Origin of the sequence: Chryseobacterium sp. ON_d1, from assembly GCF_006829085.1 — a bacterium.
Classification (GTDB): Bacteria; Bacteroidota; Bacteroidia; order Flavobacteriales; family Weeksellaceae; genus Chryseobacterium.
Window position 1 is genome coordinate 531,013 of the sequence record NZ_BJTC01000001.1, and the last position, 18,626, is coordinate 549,638.

General features: G+C 37.4%; 14 protein-coding genes. 3 read left to right on the forward strand and 11 right to left on the reverse strand.

Going from position 1 to position 18,626, the window contains the following annotated elements; all coding sequences use genetic code 11:
* Window positions 1-6 precede the first annotated feature (6 nt).
* Window positions 7-1,113 carry an epoxide hydrolase family protein gene (locus CRS_RS02275; protein ID WP_142722462.1) on the reverse strand — a complete coding sequence of 369 codons (1,107 nt, stop codon included), beginning with the start codon at window positions 1,111-1,113 and terminating at the stop codon, window positions 7-9.
* 340 nt (window positions 1,114-1,453) lie between these two features.
* Here CRS_RS02275 and CRS_RS02280 point away from each other — a divergent pair, with 340 nt between their 5' ends.
* Complete coding sequence (locus CRS_RS02280) at window positions 1,454-2,095, forward strand: NAD(P)-dependent oxidoreductase (protein WP_142722463.1); 642 nt, start codon at window positions 1,454-1,456, stop codon at window positions 2,093-2,095.
* Window positions 2,096-2,414: 319 nt separating this feature from the next.
* On the opposite strand, the gene CRS_RS02285 is transcribed toward CRS_RS02280, so the two are convergent.
* Window positions 2,415-3,182, reverse strand: a complete 768-nt coding sequence (locus CRS_RS02285; protein WP_142722464.1) for a methyltransferase domain-containing protein — start codon at window positions 3,180-3,182, stop codon at window positions 2,415-2,417.
* An 82-nt stretch (window positions 3,183-3,264) separates the two neighbouring features.
* Entirely contained in the window at window positions 3,265-6,057 is a 2,793-nt protein-coding gene (gene uvrA, locus CRS_RS02290) for an excinuclease ABC subunit UvrA (RefSeq protein ID WP_142722465.1), read from the reverse strand.
* Between the two features lie 642 nt (window positions 6,058-6,699).
* Between uvrA and CRS_RS02295 the strand changes: the two genes are divergently transcribed.
* Both CRS_RS02295 and CRS_RS02300 read left to right on the forward strand, forming a co-directional pair.
* Complete coding sequence (locus CRS_RS02295) at window positions 6,700-8,511, forward strand: TonB-dependent siderophore receptor (protein ID WP_142722466.1); 1,812 nt, start codon at window positions 6,700-6,702, stop codon at window positions 8,509-8,511.
* A 71-nt stretch (window positions 8,512-8,582) separates the two neighbouring features.
* A complete protein-coding gene (locus CRS_RS02300) occupies window positions 8,583-9,299 on the forward strand; it encodes a DUF2490 domain-containing protein (RefSeq protein ID WP_142722467.1) in 717 nt (238 codons plus the stop codon).
* On the opposite strand, the gene CRS_RS02305 is transcribed toward CRS_RS02300, so the two are convergent.
* The 8 genes from CRS_RS02305 to CRS_RS02340 all read right to left on the reverse strand — a co-directional run bounded on the left by CRS_RS02305 (window position 9,296) and on the right by CRS_RS02340 (window position 18,626).
* Window positions 9,296-11,344: a M48 family metallopeptidase gene (locus CRS_RS02305; RefSeq protein WP_142722468.1), complete on the reverse strand. Its 2,049-nt coding sequence runs from the start codon at window positions 11,342-11,344 to the stop codon at window positions 9,296-9,298. The two genes, CRS_RS02300 and CRS_RS02305, sit on opposite strands and share 4 nt — an antisense overlap.
* 10 nt (window positions 11,345-11,354) lie before the next feature.
* Complete coding sequence (locus CRS_RS02310; RefSeq protein ID WP_041461800.1) at window positions 11,355-11,801, reverse strand: phosphohydrolase; 447 nt, start codon at window positions 11,799-11,801, stop codon at window positions 11,355-11,357.
* A 79-nt stretch (window positions 11,802-11,880) separates the two neighbouring features.
* Entirely contained in the window at window positions 11,881-12,216 is a 336-nt protein-coding gene (locus tag CRS_RS02315) for a YegP family protein (RefSeq protein WP_142722469.1), read from the reverse strand.
* 26 nt (window positions 12,217-12,242) lie between these two features.
* Entirely contained in the window at window positions 12,243-12,557 is a 315-nt protein-coding gene (locus CRS_RS02320) for a hypothetical protein (protein ID WP_142722470.1), read from the reverse strand.
* A gap of 152 nt (window positions 12,558-12,709) precedes the next feature.
* On the reverse strand, window positions 12,710-14,485 hold the full coding sequence (locus CRS_RS02325) for an acyl-CoA dehydrogenase family protein (protein WP_142722471.1): 1,776 nt from the start codon (window positions 14,483-14,485) through the stop codon (window positions 12,710-12,712).
* A 118-nt stretch (window positions 14,486-14,603) separates the two neighbouring features.
* Window positions 14,604-15,782, reverse strand: a complete 1,179-nt coding sequence (locus CRS_RS02330) for an acetyl-CoA C-acyltransferase (protein ID WP_142722472.1) — start codon at window positions 15,780-15,782, stop codon at window positions 14,604-14,606.
* A 48-nt stretch (window positions 15,783-15,830) separates the two neighbouring features.
* A complete protein-coding gene (locus CRS_RS02335; RefSeq protein WP_142722473.1) occupies window positions 15,831-16,184 on the reverse strand; it encodes a four helix bundle protein in 354 nt (117 codons plus the stop codon).
* A gap of 48 nt (window positions 16,185-16,232) precedes the next feature.
* Window positions 16,233-18,626, reverse strand: a complete 2,394-nt coding sequence (locus tag CRS_RS02340) for a 3-hydroxyacyl-CoA dehydrogenase/enoyl-CoA hydratase family protein (RefSeq protein WP_142722474.1) — start codon at window positions 18,624-18,626, stop codon at window positions 16,233-16,235.

Consider the following 18,626-nt stretch of genomic DNA (forward strand, 5'->3'; position numbering starts at 1 on the left):
TTTTTATCAGACAGAATAAAAGAATGATCTCAGTTCATCTGCAAATATATGAGGTAATTCCAGGGCGGCAAAATGCCCTCCTTCATTCATTTTTTTAAAACTGGTCACATTTACAAACCGTTCTGCCCATTCTTTGGGAAACTGAGCTTCACGGGGAAAAACAAGCACTCCGGCAGGGACATTGCTTTTTTGATGAGCCTGGGTTCCACTCCATAAAGCGGCTGCATCTTCCTTATACATTCTGGCCGAAGAACCTATGGTTTGGGTTACCCAGTAAATCATAATATTGGTGAGCATTTCATCTTTTCCGCCAAATGCAGTTTCAATGAGCTCCGGAGGAGCTCCGGCGTTTACAAAGCTTACGATCCAGCCTGCCAGCCCGACAGGGGAGTCGTTCAGACCGTAAGCGAGTGATTGAGGTTTGGTAGACTGTACCATAGCATAGGCGCCTTCACTATACCACCATTGCTGGACAAACTGAGCAAACTTTTTTTCTTCCTCACTCATTGTTGCGGGGTCTTCCTGGCCGGTAGGATATCCCACATCTGTAAGATGAACAGCTTCCATTAGTTCGGGATATTTTGAAGCCAGCGTCTTTACTACACCCATCCCTATATCTCCTCCGGCAGCACAGAATTTTTTATATCCAAGAACCTCAGTCATCAGTTTTTTCCACAGATCTGCCACTTTTTCACTGCTGACAGCTTTTTTATCTGAAAACCCAAATCCCGGAATGGAAGGTATAACCAGATCGAAGCTCTGTTCGCCCTCAGTAAGCAATGGAATGATCTTATGAAAGCGGTAATAGCTGTCCGGCCAGCCATGAGTAAGAATTAAAGGTTTGGGATTAATGCCTTTTCCTCTGATATACTGAAAGTGGATCAGAATTCCGTCAATATGGGTTGTATACTGAGGATGTTGATTCAGCTGCAGTTCACTCATCCGCCAGTCGTAGTCGTTTATCCAGTATTGGGTAAGTTCTTTCAGATAAATTTCGTTGGTGCCGTAATGCCAGCCGGCACCCTCAGGTTCGTCCGGCCAACGGGTGTTTTGTAAGCGGTTTTTCAGGTCGGTTATCACTGATTCAGGAATGTTAACAGTAAATGGTTCCATATTATTTTATTGTATTTGGTGTAATTGTGTCTGATGGAATATGCTGATAGTAAGAATGTTATCAAAGTTAAAAACTTTATCTTTTAAAAAGTGTTGTCAAAATCATAAATTTTTGAATTTTTAATGATGAAAAGATGTAACTTTAATTCATTAAAATCTCGTAATACATATTACTCTTATTCGGGGAGTATACTGATCCCTGAAATCTTAGGTTCAATCTTCTGAGCCCGATACATTTATTATATCATAGACAAAGCAAAAGCATAAGTCTTTTATCATTTTTATTATCAGCAGTATTTATAGCTGTTGAGGATTAATGTTTAATATTAAAAAATTCATTATGAATACTTATAAAATTGCCGTTATCGGCGGAACCGGAAAATCCGGAGAATATCTGGTGCGACATCTTCTGGAGAAGGGATATTCGCTAAAACTTTTAGTAAGATGTCCTGAAAATCAATCCTTTGAAAGTCAGCTAATTGAAGTTGTAAAAGGGGACGCCAGGGATGAAACAGCAATCTATAAATTGATTGAGGGGACCGATCTTGTAATAAGTACTTTAGGTCAGCCAAAAGGAGAGAAGTCTATATTCAGCGATGCTGCAAAAAATATTATCAGAGTAATGAACCATTTGGGTATAAGCCGTTATATTGTAACTACGGGCTTAAGTGTCAATACGCCATCTGACCAAAAGAATGAAAAGGTAAAGATGGCTACAGACTGGATGTATCAAAATTACCCTGAAACCACTGCAGATAAACAGAAAGAGTACGAACTCCTTCTGGAAAGTAATCTGGACTGGACTTTGGTAAGGTTACCATTAATCAATCTTACAGATGAAAATTTCGCAACGGAAGCAAACCTGACAGATTGTAAGGGGGAGAATATAAGTGCTGCAGATCTTGCCGGTTTTTTGGTTTCCCAGATTGAAAATTCAGATTATATACGGAAGAGTCCGTTTTTATATAATAAAGTTGTTTAAACCTTACAAAACCACCATAGTCAAAAAGTTGTCATTTTAAAACACTCAAGTAAGTTTAAAATGATGCCGCAGAAAAGTTCACCTAAGATGAAAATCAAAGATTTTCACAAAACTTAGGTGTGCTTATTACGCATAAGGTTTGGTTCTCAAAAAACTTAAGTGTTTAAAACTTTTGCGCCTTTTTGACTTCGTTGAATCTTCGATTTGTGGTTAAAATAATGAATATAAAAGTTTAAAAAATCTCAATCTGAAAATTAAAGAATGCTAAAAGATAAGCTGTCACAAAATAGTGACAGCTTATTTAACAGATAAAGATCTTTTATTTCTTATATCCATACATCAGAATACGCTTGAATGCATAAATGGCCGGATATTTTGTAAACCTTTGAGCTATACGGGATTTAAAATCGCGGATGAATTTTTCTTTCTGTTCTCCTTCCAGACGCTCCAGATAGGGTAATAGTGCTGTTCCGGAAATAAAGGCATATAAAGCTTCGTGATCATCTGCAATGATTGGATAAACTTTCTGAAAGATTTCTATATCCTGAATTCGGTTATCAAATAATATCTGTGCATAATCATCCATTGAAAGCACAGGAGAATTACGTTTAAAATGATTTAAATAAGAAACATAAGGTTCTTCATCCACCATCTGCATCAGTATCTGGTTAAGAACATTTTCATTCTGTACAGGCATCTGGATGGCTAACTGACCATTCTGTGAAAGTAATCCAATGATCTTTGGAAATAAAGTTTCGTGATCATCTGCCCACTGTAAAGCAGCATTACTGAAAACGATATCCCATTTCTGGTCAGACTGGGCTGCTTCTTCAATGGACTGAAGCTTAAAATGCAGGTTTTCATTTTCATACTTCTTTGATTTTTCAAGCATTTCTGCTGATGAATCAATTCCTGTGAATGTAGAACCTGTCAGTTTCTCTGCCAGAATGGAGGTTTGTTCTCCGGTTCCACAGCCTAAGTCAATAGCTTTTATATTATTTTCAGGTTTAATTAATGCTGCCAAATCGTAAAAAGGTTTGTAACGCACATCTTTGTACTGATCATATAATTCAGGATTCCAGGGCATAAAAATAATTTTTGTAATGGTTTAATAAAGATAAAGAAATCTCAATAAAAAATCGGCTGTTTTTAAAAACAGCCGATTCTACTTATTGTTCAAGTTTTTCTTTGATATATTTTGCCGTATAGGACTTTTTGTTTTTGGTCAGATCCTCAGGGGTTCCTGTAAAAACAACTTCTCCGCCATGTTTTCCTGCTTCAGGGCCGATGTCGATAATATAATCGGCACATTTGATGATGTCAGGCTGGTGCTCAATAACAATCACTGAGTGTCCAAGATCGATCAACGCCTGTAATGATTTCAATAACTTCTGAATATCATGGAAGTGAAGTCCTGTAGACGGCTCATCAAAGATAAATAAAGTTTTGTCTGTTGTTACCCCTTTTACTAGGAATGAAGCCAGCTTCACACGTTGTGCCTCACCACCGGAAAGGGTAGAAGAGCTTTGTCCCAACTGAAGATAGCCCAAACCTACTTCCTGAAGGGGTTTCAGTTTTGTTACAATTTTTTCTTCATTGTTATCTTTAAAGAATTCCAACGCTTCATCCACAGTCATATGAAGGATATCTGAGATGTTTTTCTCATCAAATTTCACTTCAAGGATCTCATTTTTGAACCGTGTCCCTTTACAAACTTCACATTCAAGTTCGATGTCTGCCATAAACTGCATGGAAACGTTGATCACACCTTCTCCTTTACACTCATCACATCGTCCGCCATCTACGTTGAAAGAAAAATGTTTAGGCTTATATCCCATCATTTTGGCTACTTTCTGTTTGGCAAAAAGATCTCTGATATCGTCGTAAGCTTTCAGGTAGGTTACAGGATTTGAACGGGATGATTTCCCAATCGGATTCTGATCAATCAGTTCAATATTCTTGATCAGTTTTTTTGGGAATTCTACAGAATCATAATCTCCTTTTTTACCACCCATTCCCAGCTGGATCTGAATATCATTGGTAAGAATCTCTTTCATCAAAGTAGATTTACCGCTTCCTGAAACTCCGGAAATTACGACAAGATTTTCCAAAGGAACATCTACATCGATATTTTTAAGATTATTCTGACGCGCTCCTTTGATGTGGATCCATTCTTTTGCTTTTCTGCGTTTTTCCGGAACTTCTATCTTCAGCCTTCCGGTAAGGTACTCTGAAGTAAGTGTGCTGGCTTTTTTCAGATCTTTATAGTCTCCGGCAAATACCAGCTCGCCACCAAGATAACCTGCTTCGGGACCAATATCAATAATATAATCTGCTGCCCTCATGACATCTTCGTCATGTTCTACCACAATAACAGTATTTCCGAGGTCGCGGAGATTTTTCAATACTTCAATAAGATTTTCAGTATCTTTGGAATGCAGTCCGATGGAAGGTTCATCCAGGATATAAATAGAACCTACCAATGAACTTCCCAAGCTTGTTGCCAGGTTGATTCTCTGGCTTTCCCCTCCCGAAAGAGTGTTGGAAGTCCTGTTTAAGGTTAAATATCCTAATCCTACCTTTAATAAAAATTCCAAACGGGTAGTGATTTCATATAATAATCGTTTTGCAACCTCTTTATCGTGCTCAGAAAGCTTTAATCCATTAATCAGCGGAGCGAGTTCGTCCAGAGGAAGTTCAATCATCGACTGGATATTATGCCCGTCTACTTTCACCCAGCTTGTTTCTTCACGAAGTCTTAATCCTTCGCATGTTGGGCAAAGAGTTTTTCCTCTGTAGCGGGAAAGCATTACTCTGTACTGGATTTTATAGAGGTTTTCCTCAAGCATTTTGAAGAAATTATTGATGCAGGGGAAATTACTCCTTCCATCACCTTTCCAAAGGAAGTTTTTCTGTTCTTTTGTTAACTGATGGTAAGGTTTATGGATAGGGAAGTCACCCGCTTTTTTGATGAAATCTTTTTTCCATTCACTCATGGTTTCCCCCCTCCAGCAGACAACCGCATCTTCGTAGATGGACAGGGTTTTGTTGGGAACGACAAGATCTTCATCAATTCCGATTACCTTTCCGTATCCTTCACATGCAGGGCATGCTCCATAAGGGTTATTAAAGCTGAAAAAATGGACGTTCGGTTCAAGAAATTCCATTCCGTCCAGCTCGAACTTATTGGAGAATTCTTTCACCTTTCCGGTATCCGTATTCTTTAAAGAGCAATAGCCGCGTCCTTCGTAGAATGCCATTTGAATAGAATCTGCAAGTCTCTGTAAAAAGCTCTCATCTTCTTCATACGAGAAACGGTCGATTACAAGATTGATGGTCATTCCTTTTTCAGGTGTAAAACCAAAACTTTCCAGATCTTCAATGCCTGCTACATTTCCATTGATTTCAAGTCTTGTGAAACCTGCCAATTTTAAAACGTTTAAAGTCTCTTTAAAATTATCGGTATCATATTCCAATGGCGCTGTGAGCAGGAAAGAACTGTCTTTTTTGGATGCTTTGATAAAATCTACCACATCCGAAACCGAATCTTTTTTGACTTCTTCCCCGGAAACAGGAGAAAAAGTTTTCCCAATCCTTGCAAACAAAAGCTTCATATAATCATAGATCTCTGTAGATGTTCCTACGGTAGATCGTGGATTGGATGAAATGACTTTTTGCTGAATCGCAATAGACGGAGCAAGTCCTTTGATATCGTCTACTTTTGGCTTTTCCAGTTTTCCCAAAAACTGACGGGCATAGGAACTTAAGCTTTCCACATATCTTCTCTGTCCTTCAGCGTAAATAGTATCAAAAGCCAAAGAAGATTTACCGCTTCCTGAAACCCCTGTAATAACAATAAGTTTGTTCTTCGGAATCAGGACGTCTATATGTTTCAGATTGTTAAGATGGGCATTCTTAACGAAAATCTGTTTCTTTATGTCTATTTCTGTTGTGTTAGCCATATTTTGTTTATTCATAAAAGTAACTGTAGAGCCATAAAGCCTGCAGTATAATGGTGTTTTGCCTCAGAATATTCCAGGGCTGTCATCAATTGAACCATTCAATATATTCCTGAATTCTCCTGCCCTTTTATTACAGCATTTTTTTTAGAATGCTGTTAAAAAATACAGTTGAAAAAGAATGTTTTCATCGTAAAATTAAGACCAACAAAATTACGAATTTTTAGTGAAAATCTGATGAATATCTTAATGTTAAAAATTCTTTAGTGAATGTTAAATTACATCGGTAAATTCAAAATTTTACCTTCAATAAATACGAAAAAGAAGCCTGTTTTGTTGACTTATTTTTATTTTTATGGTTTATTTTACAGGATTTTACTTAATTTTTTTTAATATGTTGTGTTTTTTTATTTAACTATTGTTTTATATTATAAAATTATTTAAAATTGTACCTGTAAATATGTAATATAGAAATGAGAAAATTATTCAGAGATCTAGTTACACATTTAATGAGAAAAAGATAGAAATTACTCCCTCACACAGATGCAGCTTAATGTTGCATCTTTTTTTATGACAACTATCATTTGCCTGTCTTGGTGAACTCCCTTACTTTTGGACTCTGTTAAAAAAACTACGGAAACAATTATGATCAAAAAGATAGGAAGTGCTTTTTTTCTGGGATCTTTACTTTGGATACATGCACAGGAAAAGACAACGGATATTGAAAGCATTGAATTTCAGGGGAAGTTTATCTCTACACCTTATAAAAGTGCCAATCAGAATATCAGTGTCGTTACCAGAGAAGATATTATCAATTCTCCGGCTAAAAGCATTGATGAAATTCTTCAGCAGGTACCGGGAATGGATATCAGAAGGAGAGGTGCTAATGGGGTGCAGAGTGATATCAGTTTCAGGGGAAGTTCTTTTGAGCAGGTTCTTCTGCTTCTGAACGGAATCCGGATGAATGACTCCCAGACCGGACATAATAATATGAATATCCCTGTAGATCTGGATGATGTAGAAAGAATAGAAATCATAAAAGGACCGGCTGCGAGACGTTTCGGGCAAAATGCCTATGCTGGTGTTATCAATATCATTACGAAAGCTGCCCCCGGGAAAAAAGTGAAGATCAGTGCAGATGGAGGAGACTACAGTACTTATGGCCTTGGATTCAATGCGCAGATTGGAAATGACAGGTTTACCAGTTCTCTTCAGGCCAATTCAGCGTCTTCAGAAGGTTATATGTTCAATACCGATTATGAGATCAGAAATGTATTTTACCAGGGAAAACTGAATATTAAAAACGGAGATTTAAGAGTACAGGCAGGCTTTTCGGAAAAGAAATTCGGAGCCAATGGTTTTTATGCTTCCAAAGACGCTACAAAACAGTATGAGGAAACTCAGGCTTCTATTGTAAGCGTAGCTCACCAGCAGACTTTCGGTAACCTTAAACTTAACTCTAATATATATTGGAGAAGAGGACAGGACATGTACCTTTATGACAGATGGAATCCCGGATTATACAGAAATATGCATATTGGAAATAACGTAGGCGGAGAAATGAATTCCAGCTACCAATGGGGATTGGGGACAACCGGAATAGGAGTTGAACTTAGAAAAGAGCTTCTGGCGAGCAGCAATTTAGGGGATAGAAACCGTTTTGTTTCCCAGGTTTTCTTTGAGCATCATTTTTCATTACTGGATAAAAAGCTGAACATCAGTCCGGGGATTTCCTGGGCTAATTATTCTAAGGAAGGAAATTTCTTTTATCCGGGACTTGATGTAGGATACAACTTTAACCCTAATCATAAAGTGTATGGAAATATCGCAAAAGTACACCGTATTCCTACTTTTACAGATTTGTACTATATGAGCAAAACGGAACAGGGAAATCCTGATTTACATCCGGAAAATGCAGTGTCTTCAGAAATTGGATACCAGTACCAGAATCGTAAGATCTTAGCCAAAGTAAGCGGGTTCCTGAGAAACTCCAGCAATTCTATTGACTGGGTAAAAAAAGACCTGAATGATAAAATATGGTTGGCAGAAAATGTAGGAGACATCAGAACCAGAGGAGTAGAGATGGAGTGGAGCCACAGACCTGCTGAGTGGGTAAAATATACGTTGGGGTATACCTACCTGGATAGTAAATTCCAACAGTCCAATGGCTTGGTTTCAAGATATATACTGGATAATCTGAAGCATCAGCTGGTTTCTAAGTTAGAATTAAAATTCCTGAAAAGCTTCACGAATGAGCTGGTATACAGGTATAATGAAAGGGTAAATCTAGGCAGCTATAATCTGCTTGATGAAAAATTGAGTTTTGCCAAAAAAGATTACTCTGTGTATGTGCTGATTAACAATATTACGAATACACAATACACAGAAGCTTTTGGAGTAGCAATGCCGCAAAGGTGGTTCCACATTGGATTTTCTTATACAATTAATATTAAGTAGATGTTAATTTGATATGAATAAAAGTTAATATTAACAAATTGTTAAAAAATTTACATTTGCAAAAATTTTTTATGAAACGTCTTATAGGCCTAGGTTTATTACTTGGAATATCTTTTTTTAAAGCACAGGAACACGTTTCCAGCTTCAATGCAGTAACCCTGACCTATAAGTTTCATCCGAAGTTTTTCCTCTATGCTGAAGGTCAGATGCGTGGCAACGAAGATTATACCTACCCGGATTATTATGAAATAAAAGGTGGATTAGGATACAATCTCACCAAGAACCACAAGCCTTTTGTGGGACTGGGAAGATATGTCAATTATAAAGATCATAGTTTAAGCAGGGAAGAATTCAGGGTGTGGCTTCAGGATGTCATTGATCTTAAAAAAGGCATCGTGAAATTTGAAAACCGTTTTCGTGCCGAAAAAAGCTGGTTTTATGAGCCTAAAACAGATCAGACCTCCCAGAGAATGCGTTACAGATACCGTCTGAACGTGAGTGTTCCCTTAAATGCCAAAACCATTAAGAAAGGAACTGTTTTTGCCAATGCGTATGATGAGGTTTTCTTTGTTTCCCCGATGAAGCCTACTTTCGCCAGAAACAGAGTCTATGGTGGTTTCGGCTATCAGATTGATGACTATTTCGGTATTGTAAGCGGATATCTGTGGCAGCGTGAATTTGAAGCAAAAGGAAACAGAAATTTGCATTTTATTTACCTTGCGTTAAACATTAACATCGACGGAACAGAACATCATACGAAGACTTACGATTTCCCGGGGGCGGATTAATTTCTGCTTAATTCTGCCTGGAAATTTAGCAGGTTCAGTTTAGCATTAAGATAATGATCATTCAGTAATGCCTGGTACTTTTCAATTACTAATGAGATTGCATTTACTTCATGTTCAAGGTATTTGTCTTTATTAAAATAGATATATTCAGAGTTTACAAATTCCTGTAAAAGAATTTTATCCTCAATGGTTAAAGCTTCTTTATACGCTGAATTTTCAATCAGCTCTTTGGTCTTTTGTTTAAAAGGTTCCTCTGCTTTCAAAAGCTTGGCTCTGTGTTTGCGGATTTCCTCAAAAGGCAAAGTGACCGCCATGAATTGCAGATATATGGTAAATTCATTAAGGCTTTTCTGAAAATCATCAAATTCTCTATCTATTACTGCGAAGTTTTTATACCTGTTAAGAAGATCTTTCCTGATATTTTCATCAGAAATATGATAATAATGCCGGAAAATTGCTTTATCATTTTCCAGAAGTTCTTCTTTTACTCTCTTTAATTCATTTTCCAGATCAGGAATAAGGTTTGCTGCCTCTTTCGCTTTATATAAACTGCCATCAAACCTGAATGTTTTTATTTCTTTCGGATAGGAAGCCAGATATTGCAGGGTCCGGATGTCATTCTCTATTCCTGATTTTTCGTAGACTAAAGATACTTTTTTGTCACTGAAAAGATCAGCATCATCATGAGAAGAAGCGTCGGAAATGACAGATTCAATATTTTCTATAACAGGGTTGTGCCTTTCGTAATATCCATTGAAATTTGAACTAAAGGTCTGATAGATGTTATTATCCAGGTAAAGCCTGATGAAAGTCTCATCCTCTATGACTTCACCTACATTTTTTACTGTGCGTAAAGTCAGATATTTTGAGGTCATGATTTCGCAGATTTTATCAAATCCGCTGATTATTTCTCTTGCATACCTGTGATCTGCTGCTGTATTTCTGGTTTTGTTTGTTTTAATTCTTTCAATTCTTTTTAAAATATCAGGGTGCGATGTCCACTGGTCTTCAATTTCAATTCTGGATTTATTATAGCGGTTAAGATCTTCAGCATCTATTTTCGGAAGCCCATTTACATACGGGTGGTTATTCCTTTCTGATAAAATTTTCATTAAGGAAATCTGGTTCTTATACAGATCTTTTGGGAGGTATTTCTGATTACTTTCAACGTAAAAATTAAAAGAATGATTAAATGCCAAGTCACTTAATTCCAGTCTTAACAATGATGAAGCCTGTTCCTCAGCATTGGTAATATAGGTTGAAATAGCATCTGCATGGTATTCCATTTCTCTTTGCAGAGATGCATGATTTTTGAACAGGAAATTGGACATACTTTTAAGAACAGATTGAAATGCATTAATGAAACTGACTGAAATCAGGCCAAAAATTTTAAAAATAGCATTCCCTCCCGAAAATTCCATGATAAAGTTTTCGTAGTCTTTATTATTGTAAACCGTTTCAAAAATTATTTTTTCAGCCTGGTTCACATAACCGCCGACCTTCATGCTTTTCTGAGAGAAATGCCCGAATTCGTGAGCCAGAATTGTCCGCAATTCTCCTACGCTTGTAGTATTGATTAACCCAACGCCAATCGTTAGATTTTTCTTAACAGGCAGAAACATGCTCCAGAAAATAGAATTATAGCTTACACTGGCATTTACATCCGGAGAAAGAAAAACTTTTTGTGGAGCCTTCACTTTTGTTTCAGCTACAATTTCGTCAATGATAGCAAACAGTTCAGGCTGGTGAGATCTGTTAACTTCCAGCAGATGGCGTGTACTGTAATGGTTTTTTCTGAAAATAAATTTGACAAGAAATATAAAAACAAAAATTCCTACACTCAACAGTCCTGCAGCTCCCAAAACTGTAAAATAATTGACAGAAACACTCAGCATTTTTATGGCTCCATATCCTAATAAGAATATCATGAGCAAAGAGGTGAGTATAAGTACCAGATAGATCAGGAAAAAAACTGAAATAGATACAATAGCAGAAATCAGCTTGGATTGATAAGCTGATGAAATTTTGGGTAGGTTATTAGTCATGTGTTTTTTATTAATATTTCTCTATCAAATAACGATAGGCTTTCAAATATTTATTGAATCTTTTAATATCCTTAGGCGTAAGTTCTCTGTTTACTCTTCTGAGGTCCATGTTGTCACGCAGGTCATTCAGTTTTACGGCAACAGATAGGAGGGATCTTTCAGTTCTTTTGATAAATTCGTCATAATCTTCTTCAGGATCAAGTTTCGTAAGGCAGCTGATGGCGAAAATAATATATTCAGGAAACCCTTCAGATCTTAAATAATCAAGACTAAACTCCTGTGGATGATCTTCCACAACATCGTGCAGTACCCCAACGATCTTTTCGTCCAGCGTTTTACCGTAATTCATCACACGCATTACGTGGGCAATGTATGGAGCATGGTATTTATCGGTTTGTCCTTTATGAGCCTTATCGGCAATTTTGATTGCTTTATTCAGTAATTCTTCTTTTGTCATTTCTAATGAAAAATAGAGTACAAAAATAAAAAATGCCTTAAAAAGTAAGGCATTTTTATTGAGAATATTTCAGATGATTTTATAAGTTTGTTTCATCCTCTATATGGGCATGCGGAGCATTGTTTTTTACGGATTCTATTCCATTTTCCATACCGTTATCAGATTCATACATCTGACTTGTTCCTATGATCTGTCCGTTACCTGCTTTAAGGTTAAAATAGCATCTGCCATCCTTAGCTGTATTTCTTTCGAATTTTGAATCTTCCTGTGAATTGATTTTTACAGATCCGATTCCATTTTCGCAGGAGGGTTTTGTGCTGTATCCCTGGCTCGTTAAAATAACCTGTCCGTTTCCTGCTTTGAGGTTGAACTGAAAGTCTCCGTTTGTTCTTTTAGAGATAATAAATTTTCCCATGATAATAGTTTTAATTTGATGTTGTGTTATTTTGATGGTATTGTTTTTTGGGGATTCACCTGGAGTTTGTCAGGCGTGATGGCATTTAAGATCTTATATTGTAAATAATCCTTTGAAGGTTCCTTTAAGGCCAGATAAAGGGTAGAGTCCTTTGGTGAAATTGTCAGTATCTTATACAGTTCTTTCCGTGGTTGATCCGACTTCAATGAAAAGTATCCCGGCAGTTTTCCATTCTTTACAATGTTAATGGTATCTGATTTGGGAACAGGAATTAGCTTTTCCTTTTGTTGGGCTGTAAGAACCGCTGAAATAAAGAAAAGAGGAAATAATAATATTTTCATGTGTTAATTAATTTAAAATAAAAATAATAAATTTTTCTGAATAATGTCAGGAGATGGCGGGAAATTCAATGGTGGTAATAATAATTGAGGGTAAAAAACAAAAACACCTCAAAGAAATGAGGTGTTTTGAATCAAATTTATGTTATTAAAGACTAATAAGCTCCTTTTTCAATATAATGAGCTGCCACTTTTTCAGTAAGCGCTACTACATTTGGATGGTTGGTATATTTGGTAAATCTTCTTAATCCTGAAAGCATCATTCTCTGCTCATCCCCTTCAGCAAAAGAAACGATTCCTTCTTTAGCAGCGGTGATGATTTTCTCAACAGCTTTGTAAAGGTTAAGCTGAGCCATTGCTGCTTCCACAGAATCAGGAGAGAAGTGTTTCTCTGCTCTTAATACGGCAGATTCTGCCATATAGATCTGATTCAGGATTTCAGATGCATTCAGTAATAAATGCTGTTGTTTCTCAATGTCCATCATGTATTTCTGAAGAGCTGCTCCGGAAACCATTAAGAACACTTTCTTAAGGTTAGCGATAATCGCTTTTTCTTCGCTCATGAATTCTGAATAATCAGGAACTTCAAATGAAGGGATACCCATCAGTTCTTTACTGATTGCCATTGCAGGAGATAAAAGATCCAATTCACCTTTCATTGCTCTCTTGATAAGCATTCCTACCGCTAATAATCTGTTGATTTCGTTGGTACCTTCATAGATTCTTGAAATTCTTGAATCTCTCCAGGCTGCTTCCATAGGGGTATCTTCAGAGAATCCCATTCCTCCGTATACCTGGATTCCTTCATCTGCAGTATGCTGAGCAAGGTCAGAAACGAATACTTTAAGGATTGAACATTCTACAGCAAATTCTTCAACTCCTTTCAATTCTGCTTCCTGGTGGCTTAATCCGCCTGCTACCAGCTCGTCAATTTTATCCTGAATATTTTTTGCCGCTCTGTAAGAACCTGCCTCACTTACGAACACTCCGGTTGCCATTTCAGCCAATTTTTTTCTGATGGCTCCGAAAGTAGAGATGGATACCCCAAACTGTTTTCTTTCGTTAGAGTACTGGATAGAGTGGTTTAAGATTCTTCTCTGAGCATCAAGGCATGCTGCAGCCAATTTGATACGGCCTACGTTCAGGGCATTTAATGCGATTTTAAAACCATTGTTTCTTTCACCCAAAAGATTTTCTACAGGAATTTTCATATCATTGAAGAAAACCTGACGGGTAGAAGATGCACGGATACCCAATTTGTGCTCTTCTTCACCGAAAGTTAAGCTTCCGGGGTTTTCAAGCTCAGATCTGTTGATTACGAATCCTGTGATATTTTTATCATCATCAATTTTAGCGAATAATGTAAATGTATCTGCAAATCCTGCATTGGAGATCCACATTTTCTGTCCATTGATGATATAATGTTTTCCGTCTTCGGAAAGTTTTGCTCTTGTTTTTCCTGAGTTGGCATCAGAACCGGCATCCGGCTCTGTCAGACAGTAAGCTCCGAATTTGGTCCCGGTTGCTAAATCCGGAAGATATTTCTTCTTCTGCTCTTCAGTTCCATAAAGAACGATAGGAAGGGTGCCTATTCCTGTATGTGCCCCGTAAGCAGTTGCCAGTGAACCTGTTGTTCCGGAAAGGTAGTCGCACGCTAGCATTGTGGTCACGAATCCCATTCCAAGACCTCCGTACTCTTCAGGAACTGCAATTCCCAACATGCCCATTTCACCAAGCTTACGCATTGTTTCTTCCGTGAATGCGTAGTCTTTCTTTTCAAAACGTTCTCTTTGAGGAACTACCTCTCTGTCGATAAATTCTTTTGCAGAATCACGAAGCATCTTTTGCTCCTCATTCAGTTCTTCAATACTGAAAATTTCATTTGCTGGAATTTGTTTGATCAGGAATTCCCCGCCTTTTAATGTAGCCATATCTGTTTTTTTTATTTTTTGTAAAAAGTATAATGTAAAATGTACATTGTACTTTTTTATGAAATTATTATTATGTAAGATTTAATACTTTATACATTGTACAACGGACATTATACAATTATAAAAGTTCAAAAATAGAAGCCGCTCCCTGTCCGGTTCCTACACACATAGAAACCATTCCGTATTTGTTACCGCGTCTTTTCATTTCATCAAGAAGCTGGACTGTCAGTTTTGTTCCTGTACATCCCAGTGGGTGACCAAGAGCAATAGCTCCTCCGTTTACATTTAAGATATCCGGATTTAAGCCCAATTCTTTTTTGATAGCAACCGATTGAGATGCGAATGCTTCATTAAGCTCGATCAGTTCTATATCTTTTAATTCTAAGCCTGCCTGTTTCAACGCTTTTGGAATAGCATAAATTGGTCCCATACCCATGATTCTTGGCTCAAGACCTGCAGCTGCATAGGCTACTAATCTTGCTTCCGGTTCAAGGCCTAATTCTTTTACCATTTCTTCACTCATTACCATTACGAAAGCAGCTCCGTCGCTCATCTGAGAAGAGTTTCCGGCAGTTACACTTCCTCCGTTGGCAAATACAGGTCTTAATTTTGCCAAACCTGCTAAAGAAGTATCAGCTCTTGGGCCTTCATCCACTGAAAAATCAAATTTTTTACTCTGAAGTTTCTGATTTTCGTCAAGGAAATTATATTCTACAGGAATCGGAACAATCTGGTTGGCAAATTTTCCTTCCTGATTGGCTTTTAAAGCTTTCATGTGAGACTCAAATGCAAACTGATCCTGCTCTTCTCTTGTAATGTTATACTGTTTTGCTACTTCTTCAGCAGTATAACCCATTCCCCAGTAGTAATCAGGGTTTGTTTTTGCGATATCTGTTTCAGGAACCGGCTTATAACCTCCCATCGGAATATATGACATAGATTCAGTACCGCCTGCGATGATACAATCCGCCATGCCAGCCTGAATTTTTGCAGAAGCAATGGCAATCGCCTCACTTCCTGAAGCACAGTATCTGTTTACGGTAACTCCCGGAACTTTATCGGTATTTAATCCCATCAGAGAGATCAGACGTGCAACATTCAGCCCTTGTTCAGCTTCAGGCATTGCATTTCCTACGATAAGGTCATCAATTCTGTTTTTATCTAATTGCGGAAGCTCAGCCATTAATTTTTCAATAACGGTAGCCGCCATGACATCAGGACGTGTAAAACGCAGAGAACCTTTTGGCGCTTTTCCTACTGCTGTTCTGAATCCTTTTACTATGTATGCTGTTTTCATTTTTTTTTGTATTAAAGTATTTATAAAATGTATTTATGATTAAAATGTTTAAGTATTAAATTTCTGCTTCAACTTTGCTAACATATTTTGTATATGTTTGATTTCTGAATTAATAATATTAAAATCATCATTTTTAAAGAAACCTAAATCATTTGCAATTAATATCTGGGTTTCAAATTCAAATGAAGAGCCTAATGCTATATTTAAGAAATGTGAAAACTGAGCATCTGTATCTCTGCCCGCACCCTCAGCGATATTAGAAGGAATTGAATATAAACTTCTTCTTGACTGGGAAGTTAATCCGAACATTTCATCTTTTGGAAAACCGTTTGAAGCCAGATAAAATATTTTACAAAGTTTCATTGATTTTGACCAAACTTCTAAATCTCTAAAATTATGCATCGTGAATACATTAATACTTTTTACATTTTACATCCGACATTGTACAAATTAATTTCTCAACGGTTTTCCATTCTGTAACATGTACTGAATTCTTTCCAGAGTTTTTCTTTCTCCACAAAGCTGAAGGAATGTTTCTCTTTCAAGGTTCAGCAGATATTGTTCTGTAACAACTGTCGGTTCAGACAGATTTCCGCCTACCATTACGTTGGCCAGTTTATCTGCAATTTTCTTATCATGTTCAGAAATATAGTTTCCGGTTAGCATTTGGTCTGTTCCTACATAGAACATTCCTAATGCGTCTTTACCAAGAACTTTTACTTTTTGCTCAATTGGCTGGGTGTATCCTTGTTCTGCTAATAATTTTGCTACTTTTTTAGCTTCAGCAATCTGTCTGTTTTTGCTTACAGAGACAATGTCTTTCCCTTTTTCAAGGATTCCCATATCGTAAGCTTCATAAGCAGAAGTGGCAACTTTACCCATTGCAATGTTCATGAACGCATCACGAAGTCTGTTATTCTTAACATCATCATTGTGGAATTCTCTGGAAGTTCTTAAGGTAAGCTCTTTGGTACCGCCACCGCCAGGAATTACCCCAACTCCGGTTTCAACAAGTCCGATATACGTTTCTGCAGCGGCAACCACTCGGTCTGCATGCATGGTCATTTCGCAACCTCCACCTAGAGTCATTCCGTGAGGAGCAACTACTACAGGAATAGAAGAGTAGCGTACTCTCATCATAGACTTCTGGAAGTAAGCGATAGCCATATTCAAATCATCCCAATCCTGTTCGATGGCCATCATTAGGATCATGGCAAGGTTAGCACCTACAGAGAAATTAGCCCCCTGATTTCCGATTACTAATCCATCATATTCTTTTTCAGCTAAATCAATGGCTCTGTTCAATCCATCCAGAACTTCGCCTCCAAGGGAGTTCATTTTTGAACGGATCTCAAAATTGATGATACCATCTCCTAGATCTTCAATGGCAGCCCCTGAGTTACTCCAAAGCGTTTTGTTTTTTCTGATATTATCTAAAATGATGAAAGCATCCTGGCCAGGAATTTTGTTGTATTCTCCTGAGTTTTTATCAACGTAAATGCTTTGTCCCTCGTCATTGACTTTATAGAATGTTTCCACATTTTTTACCCAGTCAGAAACCTCATATCCTGCATCTTTAGCCAGTTCAATACCTTTCTGAACACCTACTGCATCCCAGATTTCAAATGGACCGTTTTCCCATCCGAATCCTGCTCTCATAGCATCATCAATTTTGTATACTTCGTCAGAGATTTCAGGAACTTTGTGGGAAACATAAGCGAATAATGCTCCTAATGATTTTCTGTATAATTCGCCAGCTTTATCTTTACCACTGATCAGTACTTTAAATCTGTCAATCGGCTTATCAATAGATTTCGTTAATTCCAGAGTGGGGAATGATGATTTTCCTTGCAGTTCATATTCTAAAGTATCAAGATTTAATCCGTGAATTTCAGATTTTCCTTCTGCATTTTTCACTTTTTTATAGAATCCTTGTTCTGTTTTTGAACCCAGCCATTTGTTATCCATCATCTTCTGGATATAAGGAGGAAGGGCAAAAACATCATTGAAGTCATTGGCTTCAGCACCGCTCTGACGAACTCCGTTGGCTACCATTACCAAAGTATCAAGCCCTACTACGTCAGCTGTTCTGAACGTTGCCGATTTCGGACGTCCAATGACAGGACCTGTTAATTTATCGACATCGGAAACCGTAAGTCCTAATTTTTGTACATTATGAAGAAGATCCATCATAGAGAATACTCCGATTCTGTTGGCGATGAAAGCAGGCGTATCTTTCGCTAAAACGGTCGTTTTACCTAAGAATTTCGCTCCATAATTCATATAGAAATCAATGATCTCAGGATCAGTATCGTTTGTAGGAATAATTTCTAAAAGCGGAAGATATCTTACCGGATTGAAGAAGTGTGTTCCGGCAAAGTATTTCTTGAAATCCTCACTTCTGCCTTCTGTCAGCAGGTGGATAGGAATACCGGATGTATTGGAGGAAATTAATGTTCCCGGTTTTCTGAACTGTTCAATCTTTTCATATACAGACTTTTTAATATCAAGTCTTTCTACTACCACTTCAATGATCCAGTCTGTGTTTTTGATTTTCGGTAAATCGTCATCGAAATTTCCGATTTTGATTCTGTCTGCAAACTTTGGTGAATAAAGAAGTGCAGGACTTGCTTTTTTAAGTTTTTCAAAGTTTTCGGAAGCAATTCTGTTTCTTACTGCCTTATCATCTTTGGTCAAACCTTTTTTCTGTTCAGCTTCAGTAAGTTCAAAAGGAACAATATCCAAGAGTGATACTTCAACACCAATGTTGGCGAAGTGAGCTGCGATACCGCTTCCCATAATTCCTGAACCAAGAACCGTTACATGTTTGATTCTTCTTTTCAT

Bases quoted from the DNA above. Each gene is read 5' to 3' on its own strand.
- CRS_RS02310 (WP_041461800.1), bottom strand. From the start codon at position 11,801: ATGACAAAAGAAGAATTACTGAATAAAGCAATCAAAATTGCCGATAAG.
- CRS_RS02315 (WP_142722469.1), bottom strand. From the start codon at position 12,216: ATGGGAAAATTTATTATCTCTAAAAGAACAAACGGAGACTTTCAGTTC.
- CRS_RS02340 (WP_142722474.1), bottom strand. From the start codon at position 18,626: ATGAAAAGAAGAATCAAACATGTAACGGTTCTTGGTTCAGGAATTATG.
- CRS_RS02295 (WP_142722466.1), top strand. From the start codon at position 6,700: ATGATCAAAAAGATAGGAAGTGCTTTTTTTCTGGGATCTTTACTTTGG.
- CRS_RS02335 (WP_142722473.1), bottom strand. From the start codon at position 16,184: ATGCATAATTTTAGAGATTTAGAAGTTTGGTCAAAATCAATGAAACTT.
- CRS_RS02275 (WP_142722462.1), bottom strand. From the start codon at position 1,113: ATGGAACCATTTACTGTTAACATTCCTGAATCAGTGATAACCGACCTG.
- CRS_RS02320 (WP_142722470.1), bottom strand. From the start codon at position 12,557: ATGAAAATATTATTATTTCCTCTTTTCTTTATTTCAGCGGTTCTTACA.
- CRS_RS02280 (WP_142722463.1), top strand. From the start codon at position 1,454: ATGAATACTTATAAAATTGCCGTTATCGGCGGAACCGGAAAATCCGGA.
- CRS_RS02330 (WP_142722472.1), bottom strand. From the start codon at position 15,782: ATGAAAACAGCATACATAGTAAAAGGATTCAGAACAGCAGTAGGAAAA.
- CRS_RS02325 (WP_142722471.1), bottom strand. From the start codon at position 14,485: ATGGCTACATTAAAAGGCGGGGAATTCCTGATCAAACAAATTCCAGCA.
- CRS_RS02285 (WP_142722464.1), bottom strand. From the start codon at position 3,182: ATGCCCTGGAATCCTGAATTATATGATCAGTACAAAGATGTGCGTTAC.
- CRS_RS02305 (WP_142722468.1), bottom strand. From the start codon at position 11,344: ATGACTAATAACCTACCCAAAATTTCATCAGCTTATCAATCCAAGCTG.
- CRS_RS02300 (WP_142722467.1), top strand. From the start codon at position 8,583: ATGAAACGTCTTATAGGCCTAGGTTTATTACTTGGAATATCTTTTTTT.
- uvrA (WP_142722465.1), bottom strand. From the start codon at position 6,057: ATGGCTAACACAACAGAAATAGACATAAAGAAACAGATTTTCGTTAAG.